Source organism: Candidatus Cardinium sp. cByotN1 (assembly GCF_022810525.1).
Classification (GTDB): domain Bacteria; phylum Bacteroidota; class Bacteroidia; order Cytophagales; family Amoebophilaceae; genus Cardinium.
This window is the reverse complement of sequence record NZ_JAACGG010000121.1, coordinates 1-19,883: the sequence shown is the minus strand read 5'-3', so window position 1 is coordinate 19,883 and position 19,883 is coordinate 1. Positions and strand designations below refer to the sequence as shown.

Annotated in this window: 12 protein-coding genes and 2 tRNA genes; 7 read left to right on the top strand and 7 right to left on the bottom strand. The window is 38.4% G+C overall.

Annotation, left to right across the window (positions count from 1 at the left end; translation table 11 throughout):
* The 3 genes from MUW73_RS03635 to ruvC all read right to left on the bottom strand — a co-directional run.
* Nucleotides 1-5,262: hypothetical protein (locus MUW73_RS03635; protein WP_243575265.1), on the bottom strand; the 5,262-nt coding region annotated here is incomplete at its 3' end.
* Complete coding sequence (locus MUW73_RS03630; RefSeq protein ID WP_243575264.1) at nt 5,252-9,628, bottom strand: hypothetical protein; 4,377 nt, start codon at nt 9,626-9,628, stop codon at nt 5,252-5,254. The genes MUW73_RS03635 and MUW73_RS03630, both read right to left, overlap by 11 nt.
* Nucleotides 9,629-10,089: 461 nt before the next feature.
* A complete protein-coding gene (ruvC, locus tag MUW73_RS03625; RefSeq protein ID WP_243018423.1) occupies nt 10,090-10,644 on the bottom strand; it encodes a crossover junction endodeoxyribonuclease RuvC in 555 nt (184 codons plus the stop codon).
* A gap of 532 nt (nt 10,645-11,176) precedes the next feature.
* Here ruvC and MUW73_RS03620 point away from each other — a divergent pair.
* Entirely contained in the window at nt 11,177-11,983 is an 807-nt protein-coding gene (locus MUW73_RS03620; RefSeq protein WP_243018422.1) for a hypothetical protein, read from the top strand.
* An 18-nt stretch (nt 11,984-12,001) separates the two neighbouring features.
* Here the strand turns inward: MUW73_RS03620 and dnaX are convergent, their stop codons facing one another.
* From dnaX to MUW73_RS03600, 4 genes are all read right to left on the bottom strand, one after another.
* On the bottom strand, nt 12,002-13,786 hold the full coding sequence (gene dnaX, locus MUW73_RS03615) for a DNA polymerase III subunit gamma/tau (protein WP_243018421.1): 1,785 nt from the start codon (nt 13,784-13,786) through the stop codon (nt 12,002-12,004).
* Nucleotides 13,787-14,051: 265 nt separating this feature from the next.
* Nucleotides 14,052-15,185 carry a molecular chaperone DnaJ gene (gene dnaJ, locus MUW73_RS03610; protein WP_243575263.1) on the bottom strand — a complete coding sequence of 378 codons (1,134 nt, stop codon included), beginning with the start codon at nt 15,183-15,185 and terminating at the stop codon, nt 14,052-14,054.
* Nucleotides 15,186-15,878 (bottom strand): nucleotide exchange factor GrpE, encoded by a 693-nt coding sequence (locus MUW73_RS03605; RefSeq protein WP_243018189.1) that lies wholly within the window; start codon nt 15,876-15,878, stop codon nt 15,186-15,188.
* Between the two features lie 135 nt (nt 15,879-16,013).
* The gene (locus tag MUW73_RS03600; RefSeq protein ID WP_243018190.1) at nt 16,014-16,613 is read right to left on the bottom strand and encodes a 1-acyl-sn-glycerol-3-phosphate acyltransferase; all 600 of its coding nucleotides are present in this window, start codon (nt 16,611-16,613) and stop codon (nt 16,014-16,016) included.
* Nucleotides 16,614-17,003: 390 nt separating this feature from the next.
* On the opposite strand from MUW73_RS03600, the gene MUW73_RS03595 reads away from it, so the two are divergent.
* The 6 genes from MUW73_RS03595 to MUW73_RS03570 all read left to right on the top strand — a co-directional run bounded on the left by MUW73_RS03595 (nt 17,004) and on the right by MUW73_RS03570 (nt 19,656).
* Nucleotides 17,004-17,077 (top strand) — tRNA-Asn (locus MUW73_RS03595).
* 2 nt (nt 17,078-17,079) lie between these two features.
* Nucleotides 17,080-17,997: a site-specific tyrosine recombinase gene (locus tag MUW73_RS03590; protein ID WP_243018191.1), complete on the top strand. Its 918-nt coding sequence runs from the start codon at nt 17,080-17,082 to the stop codon at nt 17,995-17,997.
* A 64-nt stretch (nt 17,998-18,061) separates the two neighbouring features.
* Nucleotides 18,062-18,135: transfer RNA gene (locus MUW73_RS03585), tRNA-Val, on the top strand.
* An 80-nt stretch (nt 18,136-18,215) separates the two neighbouring features.
* Entirely contained in the window at nt 18,216-18,428 is a 213-nt protein-coding gene (locus MUW73_RS03580; RefSeq protein WP_243575262.1) for a hypothetical protein, read from the top strand.
* 90 nt (nt 18,429-18,518) lie between these two features.
* Complete coding sequence (locus MUW73_RS03575) at nt 18,519-18,674, top strand: hypothetical protein (protein ID WP_243018192.1); 156 nt, start codon at nt 18,519-18,521, stop codon at nt 18,672-18,674.
* Nucleotides 18,675-19,014: 340 nt separating this feature from the next.
* Nucleotides 19,015-19,656, top strand: a complete 642-nt coding sequence (locus MUW73_RS03570; protein ID WP_243018193.1) for a 4'-phosphopantetheinyl transferase family protein — start codon at nt 19,015-19,017, stop codon at nt 19,654-19,656.
* The last annotated feature ends 227 nt before the right edge of the window (nt 19,657-19,883 follow it).

The window sequence follows — 19,883 nt, the reverse complement described above, 5'->3', positions numbered from 1 at the left end:
ATTGCCTTCTTCTTCTAATGTTTTTTTGCTTATATTCAATTGAACTAATGCTTGCTCGTCTTTTGCTTTTTCTTCAGGCGTTATAGCTTTGTTTGTAGTTAGCTTTTGCTCAAGTGCCGATATCTTTTTACAAATGTCAAGATAATCAGGATCAAAATGTTCATGAACCCATCCCATTCTAGGTACTTGAAGAGGTGCTAATTGGCTTAGTCCTGCTTGTGCTTTAAATAATTTATTATAGGATTCGGGATTTTTGCTCATATGATCTGAAGCTATTTGTCTCAATCCTCCTGGACTGCCTATTTGCTCTTGTATGTCCTTTGGAAGGTGTACAAATAGGCCATTTAGCGCACAATCATTTTTTGTCTGATCTAACCTTTCATATTGTTCTCTTTGCTCTGTTGTAAGATTAAGATGCCTAACATGGTCTTTTCCTCCATTTTTACCACGTATAAGACATAGGGGAATAGCTGCTGATTGATCATCTGATGTTGCACATATGGGCGCTCCATGCTCATCATAAATATTGACAGATAGGTTAAAAATTTGTCCGATGGCTAAAATATGCTCTATAGTCAATGGCTCACCTTTTTTAAGTTGTTGGATCGCTTTTTTAAGCTCTTTATTGACTTTTTGGTTCGACTTCGCTTTTTTTGAATCTTTTGGCTGCTTAAGGCAAGCTCCTTCTTTGGCCGTTGGCTGTTTATTATCCTTTTTATCACTACTTGTATCTTGAGACTGCTTGCTAGGTTCTTGTAGTATTTGTCGTGCTGTGGCTAAGTTTTCTTTTGCTATTTCTATTTTTTGTTGTTTAACTTCCTTATATCTTTCCACGCCTTTTTCTGCTAGCTTATCCAAAAATTGTTGATTTTCCTGACTTACTTGTTTAAAAAGTTGCTCATTGACTAAGTTTGCTCCATAGCTTACTCCGGAGCTGATTTCTTCATTGATTTTTTGAATAGCATCTCCACATAGGTATGCTTCAAGCTCACTCACTAAATTTTCAGGGGTAGAAGGCCCTAAATTGGCCAAGTGTTCTCTTATTGGGTTGGCGGACCTATCTGGTGGTCTGAAAGCGGTTATATCATCTATTTTAGCTATGGCGATCTCCCCTTCATTGTCTATAGGTGGTGCCTCAGCCATAACAGTTGTTTGGTCGCTTATGCTAATAGGTGATTGTATAGATGGGCTTGCTTGTTTTGATTGTTCTATGTCACTTTTATAAGTGGCAATACGTTGCGTAAATGCTTCAATGAACTTTTTAGTCAGGGGTGCGATTGTATCGCTTGTATTACTGCAAGATTTCCGGACTGTGTTAAAAATGTCTACTGTTACTTCAACCTCTTTGGCACCTGCTCTAAGGTCTTTGGCACCTACTTTAAAGTCTTGGTAGACCGTATTATACATAGTTCCCTTGCCGATTTGTTTGAACACCTGGTTAGCAGGATCAGATTTGAGCATATTATTTAATATCCTGTGCGCTTCCCCTAAGAAGCATTGTTGCCAGGCGCTATTTTGTTGTTCCCTATCTAATTTTAGGGCACTAGTGATGAGTGGATTGGTGGTAAATGCCTGCATCAACTCTTGCTTTACTACCCTTCTAATTTCTTTAGCTTGTTGTTTTACCCATAGTTCATCAGCAAGGCATTGGGAAGTCTTGTTTATGAGCTCTCCCATAGCACGCTTTTTCAATTCGGTAGTTAACGTATCTGTAACAATTTGCTGGGGAGCTTTTTGGATCTTCCCTGTTGCTGTTTCAATGGTTATATCCTTGGTTATATCCTTTAAGCTCTTACCACTCAGTATATCCTTACCCACCTGTTTGGTAGCTAGCAGGCTATTTTTCACTGATTCTGCTGTAGTTTTGGCACCCTTTATAGCCTCTTTGGCTACATTTACGCCATAAGATGCAACAGCTATCATGATCTCTATGCCTTTTTGGAGTGCCCACGCTCCCCAATCGAAACTACCTTTAAAAGCTGATTTGATCGTAGTAACCATATCATTTATCCCATTTTTTATCAATGACATCCCCACTTGCACACCTCCATAAGCAGTAAGCAAACATCCTACTGCGATCTGGCTCAAGCTAATCAAGGCCATAGAGATGATGCTAAAGAAAGGGTAAGGAGGTATTTTTTTTATGGTAAATAGGTCAGATAATCCTTTTAAGCCTGCTTCACGAATGGCTTTACCATGCGCCATAGCAGCCTGAGGATCCTTAAAAGTAGCATGCAAGGATTGATTGGTTAGCGCAACATTAGCTAGTTTTTTATTCCTGGTTGCACCTGCGTCACGTAATACTTCAAGCGCCTGCTGGATATATTTTTCTTGTTGGGAAACAATGTCTAAATCATGTTGTATAGCTATTACGGTATCGGTTCTTGCTTTTCCATGGCCTACAAGCCCATGGAAAGCCATAAGATTAGGGCGATAGAGGGTGTAGATACGGCTTTTTGCTATTTCTAATGCTTGGTAAGCTTCCTTTTGATTACCGCCTTTGTTTTCCTTACAAGATAGCAGGGCACGTGCTTTATTGTAATGGCTATGTAAGCTAAAGATGTCGTCTAATGCAATGGCTCGATCATAGCATATATCGGCACTTTCGTCTCTACCATTAGCCAGCAACTTATTCCCTTTAAGGGTGTAGAAGTAGGGATTTTTGATCAACTGGTCTGCACGGGCATCCTTATCAAGTTGAACGGCAAACTCATTATCAAATCTTTGGAATATCGAAAGCCTATCTTGGGAGGAATAGTCTTCTTCTCGAGCATGTTGCACTTTCAACCAAATGCCCCAACGTTCCTCTACTGCTTTTCTCTCAAAGCTACCCCAATTATATTTTTCAGTTAAAGGGGGGCGATTCGGCCTAAAAGGCTCACCGTTTTGTAAGCAGGACAATAGAGCACTGGGTAGCATCGGATAAGCCGATTGAAAATCTGCTAGTAGTTTGTTTCTATAGTCTAATCTAAATGCCTCCTTTTTTAAGGATAGAGCTGCATCAAGTTGCTTGCTATTTATCTCATCACCTGAAAATGAGCTATACCAAGATTTCTTAGCTTGAGTAACTGATTTTTGAAATTGTTCATCTATGATACTTTCGGTAAAATTTTTGTTTAGAAATTGCTGCCACCTTGGTAAGATCGTTTCTGCTTGATCTATACTCCGACAATCGGAAGCGCTGGGTAGATACTTATTGGTTACACTACAGAAATGTTCCAATAACGCATCTTCTGCCCATGTTTTTTTTGCCTCTTGAAGGGCATGCTGGGTAGTCTTTATTTCTTTGGTCTGTCTGGCTGCTTTTAGGTCTTCTAAGCTGCTGCCATCAGGGTTACTGAGTATAAGCTGAGCCATTCCTTTTTTACCTGAACGGGCGGTTCTACCTACATTTTGTAGTTCTACACGGTTCGTTTCTGGTAAAAAGGTGACCGCTACATACAGACCACCTTTATCTTCTACTTCTTGAGAAGTTTTTAAATCAGTTCCACGACCTGCTATATTAGTGGCCAGTATAATGTCTCCACTATTGACCTTATCGTCTTTTAAGGTAGTCACACCTGTATAGGTAAAAACCTTATTAGGATTATAATGGGCTTTGAGTTGGGTTTCTAGGTATTGTGCATGCCTTATAGATTTACAGATAGCCAATACGGCTCGGCCTTGTTTGGCATGGTGCAGTAACTGGTATAGGGTAGCTGGGCACCAATCTTTCTCCTCTACTAATATCGTCCTAAGCTCTTTGCATAAGTAAGACGTCTGGCTGTTATCTTGAATCTTAATGCGTTGATAGGGCGGAATTACTACAAAGTCTACGCCATACAGTTCTTCTAGAAAAGAGCGGGTAGCGGCTTGGCCTAGTGTACCGGTTAGACCATAGATCGAGTTACCATAACGTTTGAAAAATCCTATGTTTGAAAAAAGATTCGTTGATATGCTTTCGGGATCTACCGATAGCCCCTCTTTCATCTGTAAGAATTGGCATAAGCCATCACTCCACACTAGATTGTGCTGTAATACCCCTGTTTCATTGTACTGAACTGGGACAATTCGCTTGTCTTGTGAGACAATATAATGTATCCCTTCTTGGTAATCGAATAGCGCACTTAGGCAATGCTTAATCCAACTAGGGAGCTGGATTCGGGCAAACTCGCGCAGATGAGCTGGCATATCTAGGATCGGCGCACCTTGACTCCATGGTAGTTTGTGCAGTTCTTCAGCAAGCTTATCTCGGTGTTCCATATCTTCTTGAGCGGTGCCGCCTTCCTCTTTAATAGATTTTATTTTTTGCTCTACTTGAGCGATCTCAGATCGCTTCTCAAAATGTTCTTTGTATGCTTGTTTTTCGGCAGGGTCTAAATTTCTAAGCAGTTTCTCTAGGTAGACTGTAGTCATGCTAGTGATAAAGGTTCTTTTGTCGTCTATAGGTAGGATACTTTTATCAGTGGTTATATCACTATCTGGACTTATAGAATCTTTTGCCGTAAAATAGACTTTCCCTTTATATTCGAACATATGATCTGTAATCCATTGTATATAGTGCCAGATGGTACCTAAGGGTAGCTTGAGGTGATCCATACCTGGATGATTAGATCCAAGGCGTACGCTATGGGAACGGTTATCAAATAAGAGGCTGTCTACTTCATCTACCAATACTATATCATAGCCACGCTCACCTCTAGTATTTTCTCCTAAAAATTCTTGTCTTAAAATATCTGCCTGAAAGTCACTAGCTGTTCCATAGACTATTTGATGCTTATAGACAGCAACTTTGTTGTTCGATGGGCTGTTTTCTGATACGCTTAAGTTAAGTAGTTTAAAAAAGGCACTTTTTTCTTTTACTTCTGGTATGGAAAGCTCGGTAGAGGTAGTGATTACATCTACTTGTTTGCCTTGTAAGCTATGAATAGCCGCCAACATAGCTACAATTAAAGATTTTCCTTCGCCGGTATTAATTTGAGCCAAACGACCCCTATCATAGGTAGGGTGTAAAAGCGCTAATAAGGCTAACAGTTGTGCAGGTCTAGGGCTAAAGGGATAATGTAGCTTCACGGCATGTTGGACACCTGCTATCAGTTCTATTTCTACGCCTGGCTGGTAATGAGATTGCGCATAGGTAGCCCATTCTTTTATTTCTTTTTTATTCCATTGGGCAATGGGTTTTTCCTTAAAGGGTAGGCTGGAACTTTGCAGCATCCGAGAGGGAGATTGGTAACATTGTTGAATAGCATCATATTTTTTTTTTAGCTGTTCATAGGCCATTGAAGAGGTAGGTGGCGCTGCAACTGCTATATTGGAAGGAACAGTAGACTCCTGAATAGAATCCGATAATTTGATTGTGATCAGTAGGCTCCTGTAGCGTTTTTAAGGCTTCTTTTTCTTTGTCGGCTTTGATGGAGTCTCTGTAATACGCTTCTACCTCATGCTCTGTGATAGGGGCTGAAGTAGCACGACGAAGCAGGGTAGCAAGAATGGAAGCGTCAATAGATTGTAGCGCAGAGATAACAGGAGCACCTGGCATCACTGAGAGTGATGCATGTTTATCTGACCATTGCGCTGAACCTTTTACCAGTTCGGAATGGGGTGAAATGGTTGGTATGATAGTAGCGCATGATGAATCAGCTGATGGTAGCAGGCAGGAATGGTAACAATGATCTATGCGCTGTTGTTTTTGTTGCAATAGGTTGTAGTCCATGATACGAGGAAGAGCTGAAAATTCACTACGCTTTCCATACACTATATTACTTTTAGAACTGGATAAAGGATCCGTGCTATCTATTTTTGTAGCAGTTAGATCAAGGATCTCAAAGAGCGGTAGGTAAGATAAAATAGCTGATTCTGATATAGACCACTCAATAGAATCGGTTACCAACGATACCTGACCATTTTGTAAGGCACAGATAGCAGCTAAGAAAATGATTACCAAAAGATCTTTTGAACGCTGGATTGTAGACTGCTGACAGAAGGGGAAAAGTACCCTTAATAGATCTACATGTTGGCTCTTTGTCAAGCCCGTATTATTAGATAGGGTAGCAGCTTGGTTAATACCGGTAATAATTTCAGATATAGTATGAGTATTAAATAAGCTTGATCCCTTACGCTTTACTGCTTTTGACCACCTGGTTAAGGCTGATGGGTTATATGGGTCCAATGGTTTATGTTCAGCACTACGTAACGTAGGTTTCAACTTAGCAAAATTATCTAAAACTTCTTTATAGAGAATAAAATCAGAAAAATTCGTGGCATCTTCCTTCGATAATCCTTCTATCTTTGATCTAATGGGTTCTTTATTTTGTTCTAATTTGAGTAGGTCTACTTCTAGAACCTTAATTTGGTTTAATAACGCTGCTAAAGAGGCTTCATAAGATTCTTTTTTGACCCTATAGCTAGTTTTTACATTCGATCGTGTTTTGGATAAGCTACTTAACTTATCTTGTAATTGTGCTAATTTTGATGGCTCCTTTGATTGATTGGTTGGTATGGTTGGGGGGGTAGCTGTATCCTCTGCTCTTTTCTGGCCTAACTTTTCTTCTGATTTTTTAACTGCTTCTTCTGATTTTTTTAAATTTTCTTCGTTTTCTTTTATTAGCGTATCTATTTCGATCTTCAGCGCTTTTTCTTCTGCTGTTAATTCGGCTAAATAGTTTTTATAATTCTGATTTTCAATATTAAAACAGGTAGATAAATCTGAGCGTTTTGCTTCTTTTTTTTTGATATCTTCCTTTAATCCCCGCGTTCTAGTTTCTAAGACAGCTAACGCTTCTTCATAGTCATTTATTACTGCAATCAACTGATCCTTAATGGCTGGTTTTAAATTTTCTACTACTTGATGGGTTAATACTTTTTCTATAGCTGTTTTTTTTAGGTAATGCGAAGATAGAGCAGAATACTCGGGTGCAGGGGAGCTATACAGCATAGAAGGGGCGGATACAACCATCTCTGTTATCAATGTTTCTACGCTATAGGGTTTTCCAGCTTGGAAAAGTTTGTCGGTGATCAATTGGTCAGCTTTAGCGATCCATTCAGCAGGTGCTTCTTCTGCTAATTGCCTGAAAACAGCAGCAGTGAGCCCTTCTTGTATCTGGTAGTTATAAACAAGCTCTAGGAGCTCTATAAAGGTAGAAGGATCTTGAATGATTGAATCGCTACGGCTATAGCTAAATGCTTCTAAAGATGGTGCGATCGTTGGGTCTTGTTTAATTCGATCATAAAGAATAGGTGCTATAGCATCTGATGCGTTGGCGTCTATTTTAGATAGATGCATAAGAGACAACTGGCAGCAAAGGGAGGTAAGCCATTGATAAGCTTTACTTTTAGATATGGCCAAGGGAGAAGATAGCTCATAAATGATTGAGGATACCATTAATTCTGGAACTTTTCGCTTGGATATAAGCTTTAAAAATTCTAGCAAAGATGTAAGATCATCCTCTTCTCGTATGGCTGATAATAAGCTCGGGATAAAAGATGGACTCAGATGCGTATGGGCCAAAGCATCCGTTAACTGGCTACAAGCTTCTGGGGAGGAGGCAAATTGGGGAAGGCTGTTTACTTGGTCTGATAGCCAGTAATGTTTTAGCTGGATCAATTTATCGGGTTGTTCTCTACATACCATATCATAGCCTGCTTGACCCGTAGCTGAAACGATTTCAAGGATATGAGTTAATTGCAGGAGGGTAAGTTCAGCGCTTTTCTTGGCTTTCCATAGTGCATGAAGTAATACTATTTGTTCATCCCTTGTGTAGCGCTGGCTAAGATTGGTCCAATAGTTACTGAAGTGCGCTAGGGTAATAGGATCGGTTTTACCAGAGGGATCTTGAATAAGCTCTTGGACTAGACTGCGAACTAGCCACTCTGAACTAGGGTAATCTTTTATAATATCCGGATAGAGATGGCCACCATTGACAAGATGGTCTACAAAGTCTTTCTGGATCGAAGGAGGAGCGCTTTGTATCAGGTTGCCGGTCTCTCTAAGAAATAGTAAATAGGCACTCGGGGATAGGTTAAGGCTATAATAGGTCAACAAACGGGTAAGGGGGGATGGAGTAGATAAAAGAGATGCTTTAACGGAGTAAGCACTCAAAAGGTTATCTAGACTAGCTGATTTTCTTAAAGGTATAGGATGTGATACAGGCTCTAGAGAGGACAAATCCTCTAGGCTAGAGGAAGAAAACATAGAAAAGGTACCATCAAAATCGGAATCTTCTGATAAGTAGTCTGTATCTTCTTGGCAATCACCGCTGGATAGGCGACTTTCACTGCTTGCACAAAAAGCAGGGAGCTGCTTGTAGTGGCTGACAGAAGCAGGAGGAGAAAAGCCAACATGAAGGGGAAGCGTGGGATGGATAGTAGGGGGTGGGCAATCATCTGAAAAAGGGCTAGCTGCTTCCGTAGGTTGATCTAAAGGAATTTCTAAATGATAGTAGCTATCTTCCTCAGATTCGGTTGTACTGGTGATAGGAGTTTCTTGCTCTATGCTTTCTTTCAAAGTAACATCTAAGGCTACATTAGCTATAAACTTGTTATATAGAACTTTGTTCTTATCTAATACTGATTGATGATATATGGCTTGTTTTTGGGCAGCTAACTCTTCTACAAGTGCCAAGGAGCGTGCCGTCCGCTCGGCTCTTTTCTTTTGGGAATAGGCTTTCAAAGAGGCTTCCTCTTGCATAAGCGCTTCTGCTAGAACCTTGTGGTTGCTTGTTAGTGCTTCTATCTCTTCCTGTTTACAACGAAGCTTATGCCTATTTTGTCGCTCTTGTTGGAGTTGTTGTTCTGCTATAGTCCTACAAGTTTTATGCTTGGGATCATTCTTGTGGGTACAACAGGACTCACAGCATGCATTAGGACATGGCTCATGGCAAAAAACACAATACCAGGTGGCTTTACCACAGCAGCCTCCTCCCTTCAAATTAAAAGACCCTATATAGACCATAGGTTTAGCCTTATTGGTAGCAATAAGATGAATATGATCTGACTGATAAGCAGCATCCTTAGTCATAAAATTTTCTAAGCAATAAGCTTTTTCAAAGACAACCGATGCGGAATAGGAACAGCTTAATCCAGGAAAGCGATTATCGTGGACCATAGCTTGCCAGCTGTTTCCATAGGGTTCTAATACAATCTTGTAACCTGGATTTTTGAAAAAGGTATACCGACAAATTGGTGATGCTGATGGGGGCGTAAAACCACTAGCTAGATTGGTCGCTGAAGAACATGCTAATAATGGCTTTTTTTGAGTTGAGGGTGATTGAATAGATTCACCAATATAAATAAAAGAAGGTGTTAGGCTATCTGCTGAAGCTGGGTGCAAGTGAATGTATTGCGCTTGCCAAGTAGGATCACTGCTAGCCAAGGATGCTGTAGTAAATTTATCTGAAAATCTTACTGGTAAGTTTATGGGGTGCTTGGAATCAGATCTTAACTCAGCCCAACACGATGATCCTTTGGTGTAAAAGTATAAAATGGACCCCTGCGGAAGCGGAATGGGGCTAGGAGCAGCACAACTAACCTTACAAAGCGTAAAACAAACTGGTGCAGTACGACTAGAAGTCCGCCAAGAACCTAGACGTAAATAATGTGGATTACCACAACTTGTTAAGAGTTGACCTAACAATAATAGGTGGGCCATCAAGCGTTTACAGGGAAAGTAAATCATTACTTTGTATCATTACGATCTTGAAATCATTCGCGTGTTGCACGCATCCTCGTTTGATGCGATTTATTGCACCTAGAAAGGGGTAACCATAAGCTATGTAATCGTTGCATCATACTACTTGTTTAAAAAATGAAATAGAAAATTGCATGAATAATAAATACAAAACAAATTGTATAAAACATAATTTAATAGACTAAAGCCCATAGATAAACGTAACTAATATTTCTGAAAATCAGTATTTTAAACCCTTATATAAGCATTGATGATAGTAGGGAGTGCTGATGTTAAAAAAAATGAGATATATCAGCGTGGTGATTACGTTATGTAGGACCTATAGCTATCAAAACAGCCTCAATACATCATTTTACCAATTGGTCCAAAAACATATCTGAGATGGCGTTCCCTGGGGATGTAAGAGACAAGGAATTCAAAAACTATGAAGAAAGTATATGATTGGGATGAGTGGCTACAAATTGCTCCCAGCTTTTAGCCTTAGCAGGGGTAGATAGTCGTTGTTGACTATGGCATAAAGCTACGGCTAGTGCATCGGAAGCATCTAAAAAGGAAGATGGCGTGGATATGTTAAGTAGATAGCTAACCATAGTAGCCACTTGCTGCTTTGAAGCATTGCCATTTCCAGTAACCGCTTGTTTGACCTTACGTGGCGCGTATTCTGTAACAGGCATTTGACAAGCTAGTGCTGCTGCAATAGCTACCCCCTGTGCCCTACCTAACTTAAGCATAGATTGTACATTCGTGCCATAGAAAATGGACTCAATAGCTACTTCGTCTGGCGCATGTTTTTGCAATAAATCCATCATATGCAAATAGATATGACGCATGCGTAGCATATGCCTTTTGTATTTTTGTAATTGGAAAACACCATGTTCTATTAGCTGGAGCGCACTACCCTTTTTTGTTTCCTGAATAATCCCGAAGCCCATAATTACACTTCCAGGATCCAGGCCTAGAATAATTCTTCCACTCATAGGTTAAGCTTTTCGTTTGTTTATTAGAATTTATTCTAATAAACTAAATCTTAGCAAATTTATTGATACTGATACGGTTCAAAACATAGACATAGCGCTGAAAAATATATATAATAGGTATGATGGGCGCCGATAAGCCAGATGCCCTACTAATCATTCATTTAAAAAAAATTTAATAATGAATGAAATATGATCCTTAAGCTGACGCCATTAGCTGCACAGATACTATATATTACTACTAAAGTAAGAAAAACTTATGAAAATCAACCTGGAAGTAGAATGAAAGGGTAAGTTTAAGCTAAACATTTATTATTTTAGACCTGGTACGTCCTGTTATACTGGTAGGTCCTGTTATAGGTTAATTATGAGCAATTGATGATACGCTAACAGAGAAATAAGCAATTATCATACAAACAAAATCATATGAGCAAGCTACATAGATGGGGCATCTGTTTATTATTGGTGCTTACAGGTGTGTTACCTATACAAGGTAACAGCAGTGCGATTCCAAAGCATGGAAAGCTAAAGTTTGGTGCCTAAGCTAGGCTATGTATCCGGGCTTTATTGCATAGAGGATTTTTTCAATTGTTTGGCTCCAGAGTTATTTGTAGCCTATCATTATAAAGTTATACACTACCGCCCATCTTGCCCCTCTCGTCATGCTGATATGGCCATACAAATTAGCATGGTTTATAAATCCATTAATGTTGATGTCACTAGAATTCATATAGAGCCTAAAGCAGCCTGGTTGCATTATGGTGAATTCAGAGACATATGTTCTGTTGCATTGAATGTACAAGTTTTATCTTTTCCTATTTTATTGAAGTACTATATGGATAAAAAAGGTAAATTGTATATTAGACACTGTTTTGGGCCTTTATGGGTTCTTGCTGCTTATAAGAAAGATTGGGTAGCAGAGTTGGCCAATCAGCCTGGGCAAGAATTATTGAAGCAAATGATATATAAAAATAGTACTAATGATAAACGCAATCAAGCATATTATAACTGTCTAGATCCTGCATCTGCAAACAGTAGGAAGGCATTTTATCAAGTATGGAAAAAAAGAAAAGAAAAAGATAAACGAACTGATCTCTTCTGTATCAATAGTTTATTTAATATTAATAGAAGAATAGGATTTGAACTTACGCTTTTAGGTATAGGATATGAGACAAACGCAGTGCTTATTTTTCATTGGGATATACTATCTTTCTATCTTATTCCATCCCAAGGAGGAGTATTTTCATTCCTATTTTCAATAGGATATAACTTTAATAGGCTATGGGATTACGATACCCATCGTAATAAACATAAAACAGGGCTTTACATCAAAAAACTATAACTTGTTTAATAGGCATATTTAATATGCTACCTCCAACATAAAGCGTTCTTGGAGTAAGCCTATAGCAGGATTTTTTTTACTTAAGTAGCTTAGTTTTTCTTGATCTGTGTAGGGTTTTTCAGCAGTTATCTGCTCGATTAAAATGCTTTGAATGGTTATATCAGGATGATTTAATTTTTTGCGCAGTTCAGGTAAAAGCTCTTCTTTTAGGCTATGTAACATAGAAGCTTGAACCGGATTAATCAATGAAATAGTAATAACTGAACCTTGAATTTTTGTCGATTGATTCATAACCTGGTAAGCAGCTATACGGCCATCTTTCTTAAGCTGTTCCCTATAATCAGCTAAGTAGGATGCAACCATTGCTTCTAGTTCTGATGCTGGTCTATTATACTGGGTTTTTATTTTTTTTTTTACATCAGCTTCATTGGCAATTTCTTGATCACTCAATTTTTCTTTTGCCGTCAATGCAGACTTTAAGCTTGTTAAAGTAGGAATCGTTATTGTTGCTCGTTTCGGGCCATCTACTACAGAATTTGTCGCTACATGGTCGAGCCTATGATTAGAGTCAATCAGTGGTCTAGTAGATGCCTGACTAGGCGTCGTATGAACTGGTTTAGGCCTAATTCCAGCAGGATCTTTAGGAGGGAGCACTTTGGGTAATGGTTCATCTAGTAATGGTGCTACAGTGCTCGTTGTACCAGATGCATGGATACTGGCTAATTCAATCAGTGCCAGCTCAACATGTAACCTTTGATGTTGGCTGGATTTATATCCTATGTCACACTGGTTTAAACGGGTTAATGCCTGTAATAAAAAAGGGATAGTGCATTGAGCAGCATACTCTGCATAACGCGGGCGAATGTTATCCGTAACTTCTAAAAGAGGAATAGTGGCATGGTCTTTGCAGACCAATAAATTACGTAAATGTTCGCCAAGTCCTACCACAAAATGATGGCCGTGAAAGCCTGCTCGTAAGACCCTATCATAAAGGGAAAGGATATCAGGAATATTCCCTTGTAAACAAGCTTCTGTACATTGAAAATAATAGTCATCATCCAACATTTGAAGATGATCACGTGTCTTGGTATAGGTAATCTTACTCCCTGGTCCTGCAGCAGTAGCAATTAGATCAAACATAGAAAGTGCATCCCGCATAGCACCTTCTGCTTTTTGTGCAATCAACTGCAGTGCCGATTCTTCATAAAGAATAGCCGCTTGTGTAGCAATTGTTTTAAGTTGTGTGACAATATCTTCTAATCTAATTCTATTAAAATTAAAGATTTGACAACGAGACAAAATAGTAGGTAAAACCTTGTGACGCTCTGTAGTAGCCAATATAAATATAGCGTAGCTAGGAGGTTCTTCAAGTGTTTTTAGAAAAGCATTAAAGGCCGCATTAGATAACATATGCACCTCATCTATAATGTAGACCTTATATTTACCCATTTGGGGAGCATAACGGACCTGACTAACCAGGTCACGAATGTCTTCTACAGAATTATTAGAAGCTGCATCTAACTCATATACATTTATAGAACTGTTGCTGCTTATGCTGATACAATTGACACATTGGTTACAAGGTTCTATTGCTTCTGTAATTTGCAAGCAATTGATGACTTTGGCCAGTATACGCGCACAGGTAGTTTTTCCGACACCACGCGGTCCGCAAAAAAGAAAAGCATGTGCCAGTTGCTTAGAGGCGATGGCATTCTTTAATGTGGTGGTAATATGGGGTTGACTAATAACATCTTTAAAATTAGTAGGACGGTATTTTCTTGCAGAAACTACAAATTGGCTCATAAGAACATTGTAAATAATAGTACCTGTTCACGAAATTAATACAAATACAAAAGGCTTTTTCTTTTCTTTTCTTTTCTTTTCTTTTCTTTTCTTTTCTTTTCTTGCTTTAATCTACCATAGTCGTGGATAGATAGAAATAATCAGAGATTAGACTTTTTGCATAACTGGTTTATGTTGCGGCATTGGTAGGCAACACGAAGCAGAAAAGCATAGCGTACTATCAATGTACGTGCAGAATGTAGCGCTACGCAAGCAGTCTATTGGCTTATCCTTGAAAAAAAGATTTAATCCGCTCGAAAAAACTTTCTTCTTTCTTATTTGGCTTTGGTATAAAGTTAGGTGAATCACGCAGTGAAAGCAAAATGTCTTTTTCTTCTTTTGTAAGTTCTTGTGGTGTCCAAATTTGCACATAGACTAACTGATCTCCTTTTTTATGATAACCATTTAGATCTGCGATGCCTTTCCCTCTTAATTTAAGAACCTCACCACATGATGTTCCAGGTGGAATCTTAAGTCTAACTTTACCATATATGGTGGGTACTTCCATTTCACAACCTAATGTAGCATCTATAAAACTAATGTGTAAGGTATAGCAAATATTATTGCCTTCACGTTTTAAACGATCATCATCTTCTTCTTCTATCTGGACAATCAAACTACCTGGCATACCACCACGGGCTGGTACGTTACCTTTGCCACGTAGCGTAAGTTCCATATTTTTTCTTACCCCCTTGGGCACTTGAAAGGTGATAAGATCATCTATAAGCTTTCTGCCTTCTCCTTGACAATCAGTGCAAGGTGTTTTAATACGATTGCCTGTTCCAGCACAATTACTACAAATGGATTCTGTCAGCATATTGCCCAGTAAAGTTTGGGTTGTTTTACGAACCACACCATGTCCTTTACATGATCCACATTTCTCTACAGCAAGTCCATTTTCTGCTCCATTACCGCCGCATGTATCACAACTTGTATAACGTTTTACTTTGACTTTTTTCTCAGTACCTAATGCAATCTCTTTAAGATTTAGTTTGATTCTTATCCGTAAATCTTCACCATAATTGGATGACCGTTTTGTTCTCCTTCCACCACCAAAAAAACTGCTAAAGGGAGAATCCTGAAACAGGTCGTTCAAATCACCTTCGAAAAAGTCATCTCCATATGGCCTACCTCCCTCTTGGAATCCTTGTGTACCGAAGCGATCATATTGCTGCTTTTTATCTGGATTACTTAAAACATCATAGGCTTCTGTGGCAGCTTTAAACTTTTCTTCTGCTGCTTTGTTCCCTGGGTTTTTATCTGGATGATACTGCATGGCTATCTTTCGATAGGCTTTTTTAATCTGCTCTGCAGTGGCACTACGTTCTATACCCAAAACACTGTAATAGTCTTTTTCCATTTATACTCCAATTATAACTTTAGCAAACCGCAATACATACTCATTGATCAGATAACCTTTTTCCACTACGGAGACAATCTTCCCTTGCATTTCTGGATTATCTACTGGCTGTTGCATAATGGCTTCATGCAAATCGGCATTAAATACACTCCCTTGTTCTATGGCTATTTCTTCTACACCATACTTTTTTAAAATCCCAGCTAGTTTATCATAAATTAGTTTGATGCCTTCAATGTGTTGGGGTGCCTCTTGTGCACCTTGCAGTGACATTATACATCTTTCAAAATCATCTACAATGGGTAACAGTTCTTTTAGTGTTTGTTCGTTAGCCTTATTAGTAAGGGCTATCCGTTCTTTAACTTGGCGTTTTTTAAAATTATCAAATTCAGCGTAAAGACGCATGTATTTGTTGTTTGCCTCCATTAACAGTTTTTGCAACTGTTCCAATGAAGGTATCTCAGCATTACAGGTTTGATGATGCATATCATCTATTACATCAGCTGATTGACAACAACCTACATGAGGATCTGCTTCTTGCTGGCCACAGCAACATGGTTGATGGATGGCTTCTTCACCGTTACAGCAGCATGGCTGATTAGGTGTTTGACTGTTACAGCAACCACTTGCTTGGTTTTTTTCTATGGGCTCTTTGCAGCAGCCTTGTCCGTTTGTATGTGTGTTTGGTCCCTTCATGCTTTTATTTATGGTATAAAATGTTATGAGATGGCCTCATGATTGAAATAGTAAAAGTAATGGCTAATGGTAACGTTATGCCTTATGCAATGCAATTTTTTTGCCAAATACGCTGAACAATGCCAAATTGGCAGGTCAAACAACTCCTTGGTTTGGATACTTGCCAGGTATTGTTCGGTAAAAATCTTGAATATTTGCTATATCTTTGTCAATATCACCTGTAATATCAAAGATTGGACCAAACCCCATTTCCCTTTTATTGTAGTTGATATACCCTAAAATAATGGGAACGTTGGCTGCTTGAGCTAACCTATAAAAACCTGTTTTCCATCTTTTTACATAGTTTCTTGTGCCTTCGGGTGCAATGGCTAACAAGAGCTTATCCGATTGATGAAACATTTCTGCCATAGCAGCTACCATATTAGTGGATTTGTTTTTGTTTGTTCTATCTATTGGAATAGCACCCAGCTTTTTCATTAAATAGGAAAGTGGAAAAAACATTACTTCTTTTTTTATGGCAAACCTAAGCGTTAAATCAGGAGCGCTAAGGGTAAATAACATGCCGTAGACAAAGTCCCAATTACTGGTGTGGGGTGCCAGTACCACGACTGCTTTTTTTGTAATAGTTGGATCAGTGGTGTTAGTAATCTTCCAGCCTAGAAATTTGATAAGAGCTATAGCACACTTTTGGATCCAACTGTGTCTTTTCTTGGTTACACTACCTTCGGAAGCCATCGTTTTATACGCTTTATTTAGATCAACTAATATCTTACTTTACCAATTTAATATAAAAAACGTTAACCTAGGATGGTCAGCCTCCTATAGGATTCAATACTTGGCTATAAGGCTATGTTTTTTTGATTTTTCATCAAAAATCAAAAAAAATTGGTTGCTCCAATTGATTACAATAAACCTAATAGCTAGATTGCTTACTGGGGGCCATCTTAATTTCTATACGAATAGGTAGGAAACATAAAGCAAAAAATAGCAACGTACCAAATGTAGGTCAATATTGAGCCATTGCATCGACTTGTAAATTACTATTTAGAAGTAACTGCTGCGAAAAGCAGCCTATTGTTTATGAAATAAAAAAATAGTAAAATTGTATCCAAGTAGCCTTTATACTCCTCCTTAGCTCAGTTGGTTAGAGCATTTGACTGTTAATCAAAGGGTCGCTGGTTCGAGTCCAGCAGGGGGAGCTATGGAACAAGAATGGAAATATTTTTTACAACAATTTGAGCTCCATCTGCGGTTAGAATGTTTGCTCTCTGAGCATTCTATTATCGCTTACCTCTCTGATGTAAAAAAATTCGCTCAATTCTTGTTACCTAAATCAATCTCTCCACTTACAGTTAAATCTACCCATATTCAAGATTTTTTTTGCATACTACATGATCTTGGTATAAAAGCTACTAGTCAATCAAGAATGCTTTCTGGGTTGCGCGTTTTTTACAAATTTTTATGTCTGGGTAACCATCTTACCAAAGATCCTACTAAGCTTATAGAAAGTCCGCAGTTAGGCAGATATTTACCATCTGTTTTATCTGTACCTGAAATTGAGGCTATGTTTGAGGCAATAGACCATTCTACCCCTATCGGCGTTCGCAATCGAGCGATTGTAGAAACACTTTATGGTACAGGCATGCGTGTTTCTGAGCTGGTTTCCTTGAAGTTAAGCCATATCTATTTTGAAGAGAGCTTTGTGCGTGTCATTGGAAAAGGTAATAAAGAGCGTTTGATACCTATTGGTGCGGTAGCTTTAAAGTATATTAAAATTTATTTACAAGAAGTGCGTAGCCACATGAGTATAAAATCAGCTCACTTAGATACACTTTTTTTAAACCGACGTGGTAGTAGCTTAAGCAGAGTGATGATTTTTTTAATGGTACAGTCACTTGCTAGAAAAGCTAACATCCATGTGAAAGTTGGGCCTCATATTTTTAGACACTCTTTTGCTACCCATTTAATAGAAGGAGGAGCCAATTTACGTGCCATACAAGAAATATTGGGACATAGCTCTATAACTACTACTGAAATATATACCCATCTAGATAGACATTATCTTAAACAAACCATGCAAGATTATCACCCCAGAAGTCACCTACATGATACCAAGTAAGCTATCTTAATAGCGTGTTATAGATACTTTTTTAGAAAAAATAACTATATTTGTTCTCTTACTTGGGTCCTTAGCTCAGCTGGTTAGAGCATCTGTTTTACACACAGAAGGCCGCAGGTTCGAATCCTGCAGGGCCCACTGCTGTTATGTTTTTGTAAGGTTTTAAAGATGTATCTCTTCAGCCCACTGGTAAAAAAAGCTTTTTTGTGCCACTTTTTTTGATAGAAAAGTCGCACAAAAATCAAGCCCTCAGTAAAAATTTGCTGAAAGTGACCCTTGTAGCTGGAAAAACAGAACTAGCCCGCTACGCGCAGGCTTCAAACAAGCTGTTTTTCTATTTCGGTTGTAAGGGTCACTTACTGATCGCAACTATTTTACAAGGCGCGTTTTTGCTTTTTATCCGTGGCACTGATACAGTACTGAATCAATAGTTAAAGCCTTACGAAAGCTATAACAATGATAGCTTAATAATAACTTAGCCAATAGAAGTTATTTTCTATTGAACTTAAAATTTAGACATTATGCCTGTTAGATTACAACGTAAAGCAAGAAAAAATAAGACAAAAGCAGCACAACGTAAAGCTGCTATCAAGCGTCTTATGTTCATGCCTGTTATTAAATGTTTAGACGTGGAAGCCATCCGCAAAAGTTTTGCTGATCGTAAAAATACCATCTAAATTTTATGGCTTGTATTGTAGCTAGGCAGTATAACTAGATGCCTTTTGATGTATGCCTTCAAGCCTATGGTCATTCTAGAAAAAACGTCCTTTGTAAAATAATTGCGATCAAAAATCACTTTTTACAACTGAAATAAAAAAACAGTTTTGTTTCAATCTTGCGTAGCGGGCCAGTTCTGTTTTTCCAGCTGTAAGGAATCATTTGAACAATTGTTTACCGATGGCTTGGTTTTTTTCTTTACTTCTTTATCAAGAAAAAAGTAGGCTAAAAAAGCCTTTTTTATCAATTTCGTGAACAAATACCTTCTGATCAACTTTTTCAGATATAGCTTTTTTGTCTATGCCTGTTTATAGTTTTTACAAACTTTCTACGACTAGTTTTTGCCTTATTGGGAGCATTCAAGAAAGTTTGCCAGCACTACGCGCTCAGCTATCTTCTCAATTTTTAGCTGACTTCCAACGCCTAAACTTATCTTCTAAAGATAGAATACGACAGTCCCTCTCTGTTAGAGTATTCCTTTGCTGTTTACTTAAAAAATTAGGCTTACCTATTTTACCTCTTTCTAAGAATCAACAGGGTAGACCTGTTTTAGAAAATAGCAATCTTCATATTAGCTTTGCACACACCCGTTATATAGCAGCAGTAGCACTATCTACCGCTTTTCCTATAGGTATCGATATAGAAACCATTAAACCAAGTTTAGCTAAGATACAATCAAGATTCTTAACAGATATAGAGGCTAAAAACGCTAATAATTGCCTTGAAACATTGGCCATCTATTGGGCTGGAAAAGAAACGTTGTATAAACGTTTAGATGGGGAACAAATGGCTACTAATAAGAATATTTTTATAGAACCCTTTGATTTACAAACTGAAGGCAAGCTGATAGCCCATTTGAGTGACAAAAAGTATACAATGGGTTACCAACAATTGGTAGCTAAGGGCGTACCAAGTCATGTTTTGGTATACTCTAAAACCTAACTCCTTATCTATCTGTTCATGCAATGGCGTCAACTTAAGAGGTATATTTAATTGATTATTATATATAATAATATATAAAAAAACGCCCCTTGTAAAATAGTTGCGATCAGAAAGGTTTCCGTTCACCACTATGGCTTATGCTAGTAAAAAAACGCGCCCTTTGAAAAAAGTGCGATCAGAAAGCGGTGTTTACAGATGAAAAGAAAAACAGTTGCCGGGATGGATTG

What these genes read in the sequence shown, in the direction of transcription:
- dnaJ (WP_243575263.1), bottom strand. Translation starts at nt 15,185, where the DNA reads ATGGAAAAAGACTATTACAGTGTTTTGGGTATAGAACGTAGTGCCACT.
- dnaX (WP_243018421.1), bottom strand. Translation starts at nt 13,786, where the DNA reads ATGAGCCAATTTGTAGTTTCTGCAAGAAAATACCGTCCTACTAATTTT.
- MUW73_RS03590 (WP_243018191.1), top strand. Translation starts at nt 17,080, where the DNA reads ATGGAACAAGAATGGAAATATTTTTTACAACAATTTGAGCTCCATCTG.
- MUW73_RS03630 (WP_243575264.1), bottom strand. Translation starts at nt 9,628, where the DNA reads ATGGCCCACCTATTATTGTTAGGTCAACTCTTAACAAGTTGTGGTAAT.
- MUW73_RS03605 (WP_243018189.1), bottom strand. Translation starts at nt 15,878, where the DNA reads ATGAAGGGACCAAACACACATACAAACGGACAAGGCTGCTGCAAAGAG.
- ruvC (WP_243018423.1), bottom strand. Translation starts at nt 10,644, where the DNA reads ATGAGTGGAAGAATTATTCTAGGCCTGGATCCTGGAAGTGTAATTATG.
- MUW73_RS03575 (WP_243018192.1), top strand. Translation starts at nt 18,519, where the DNA reads ATGCCTGTTAGATTACAACGTAAAGCAAGAAAAAATAAGACAAAAGCA.
- MUW73_RS03600 (WP_243018190.1), bottom strand. Translation starts at nt 16,613, where the DNA reads ATGGCTTCCGAAGGTAGTGTAACCAAGAAAAGACACAGTTGGATCCAA.
- MUW73_RS03570 (WP_243018193.1), top strand. Translation starts at nt 19,015, where the DNA reads ATGCCTGTTTATAGTTTTTACAAACTTTCTACGACTAGTTTTTGCCTT.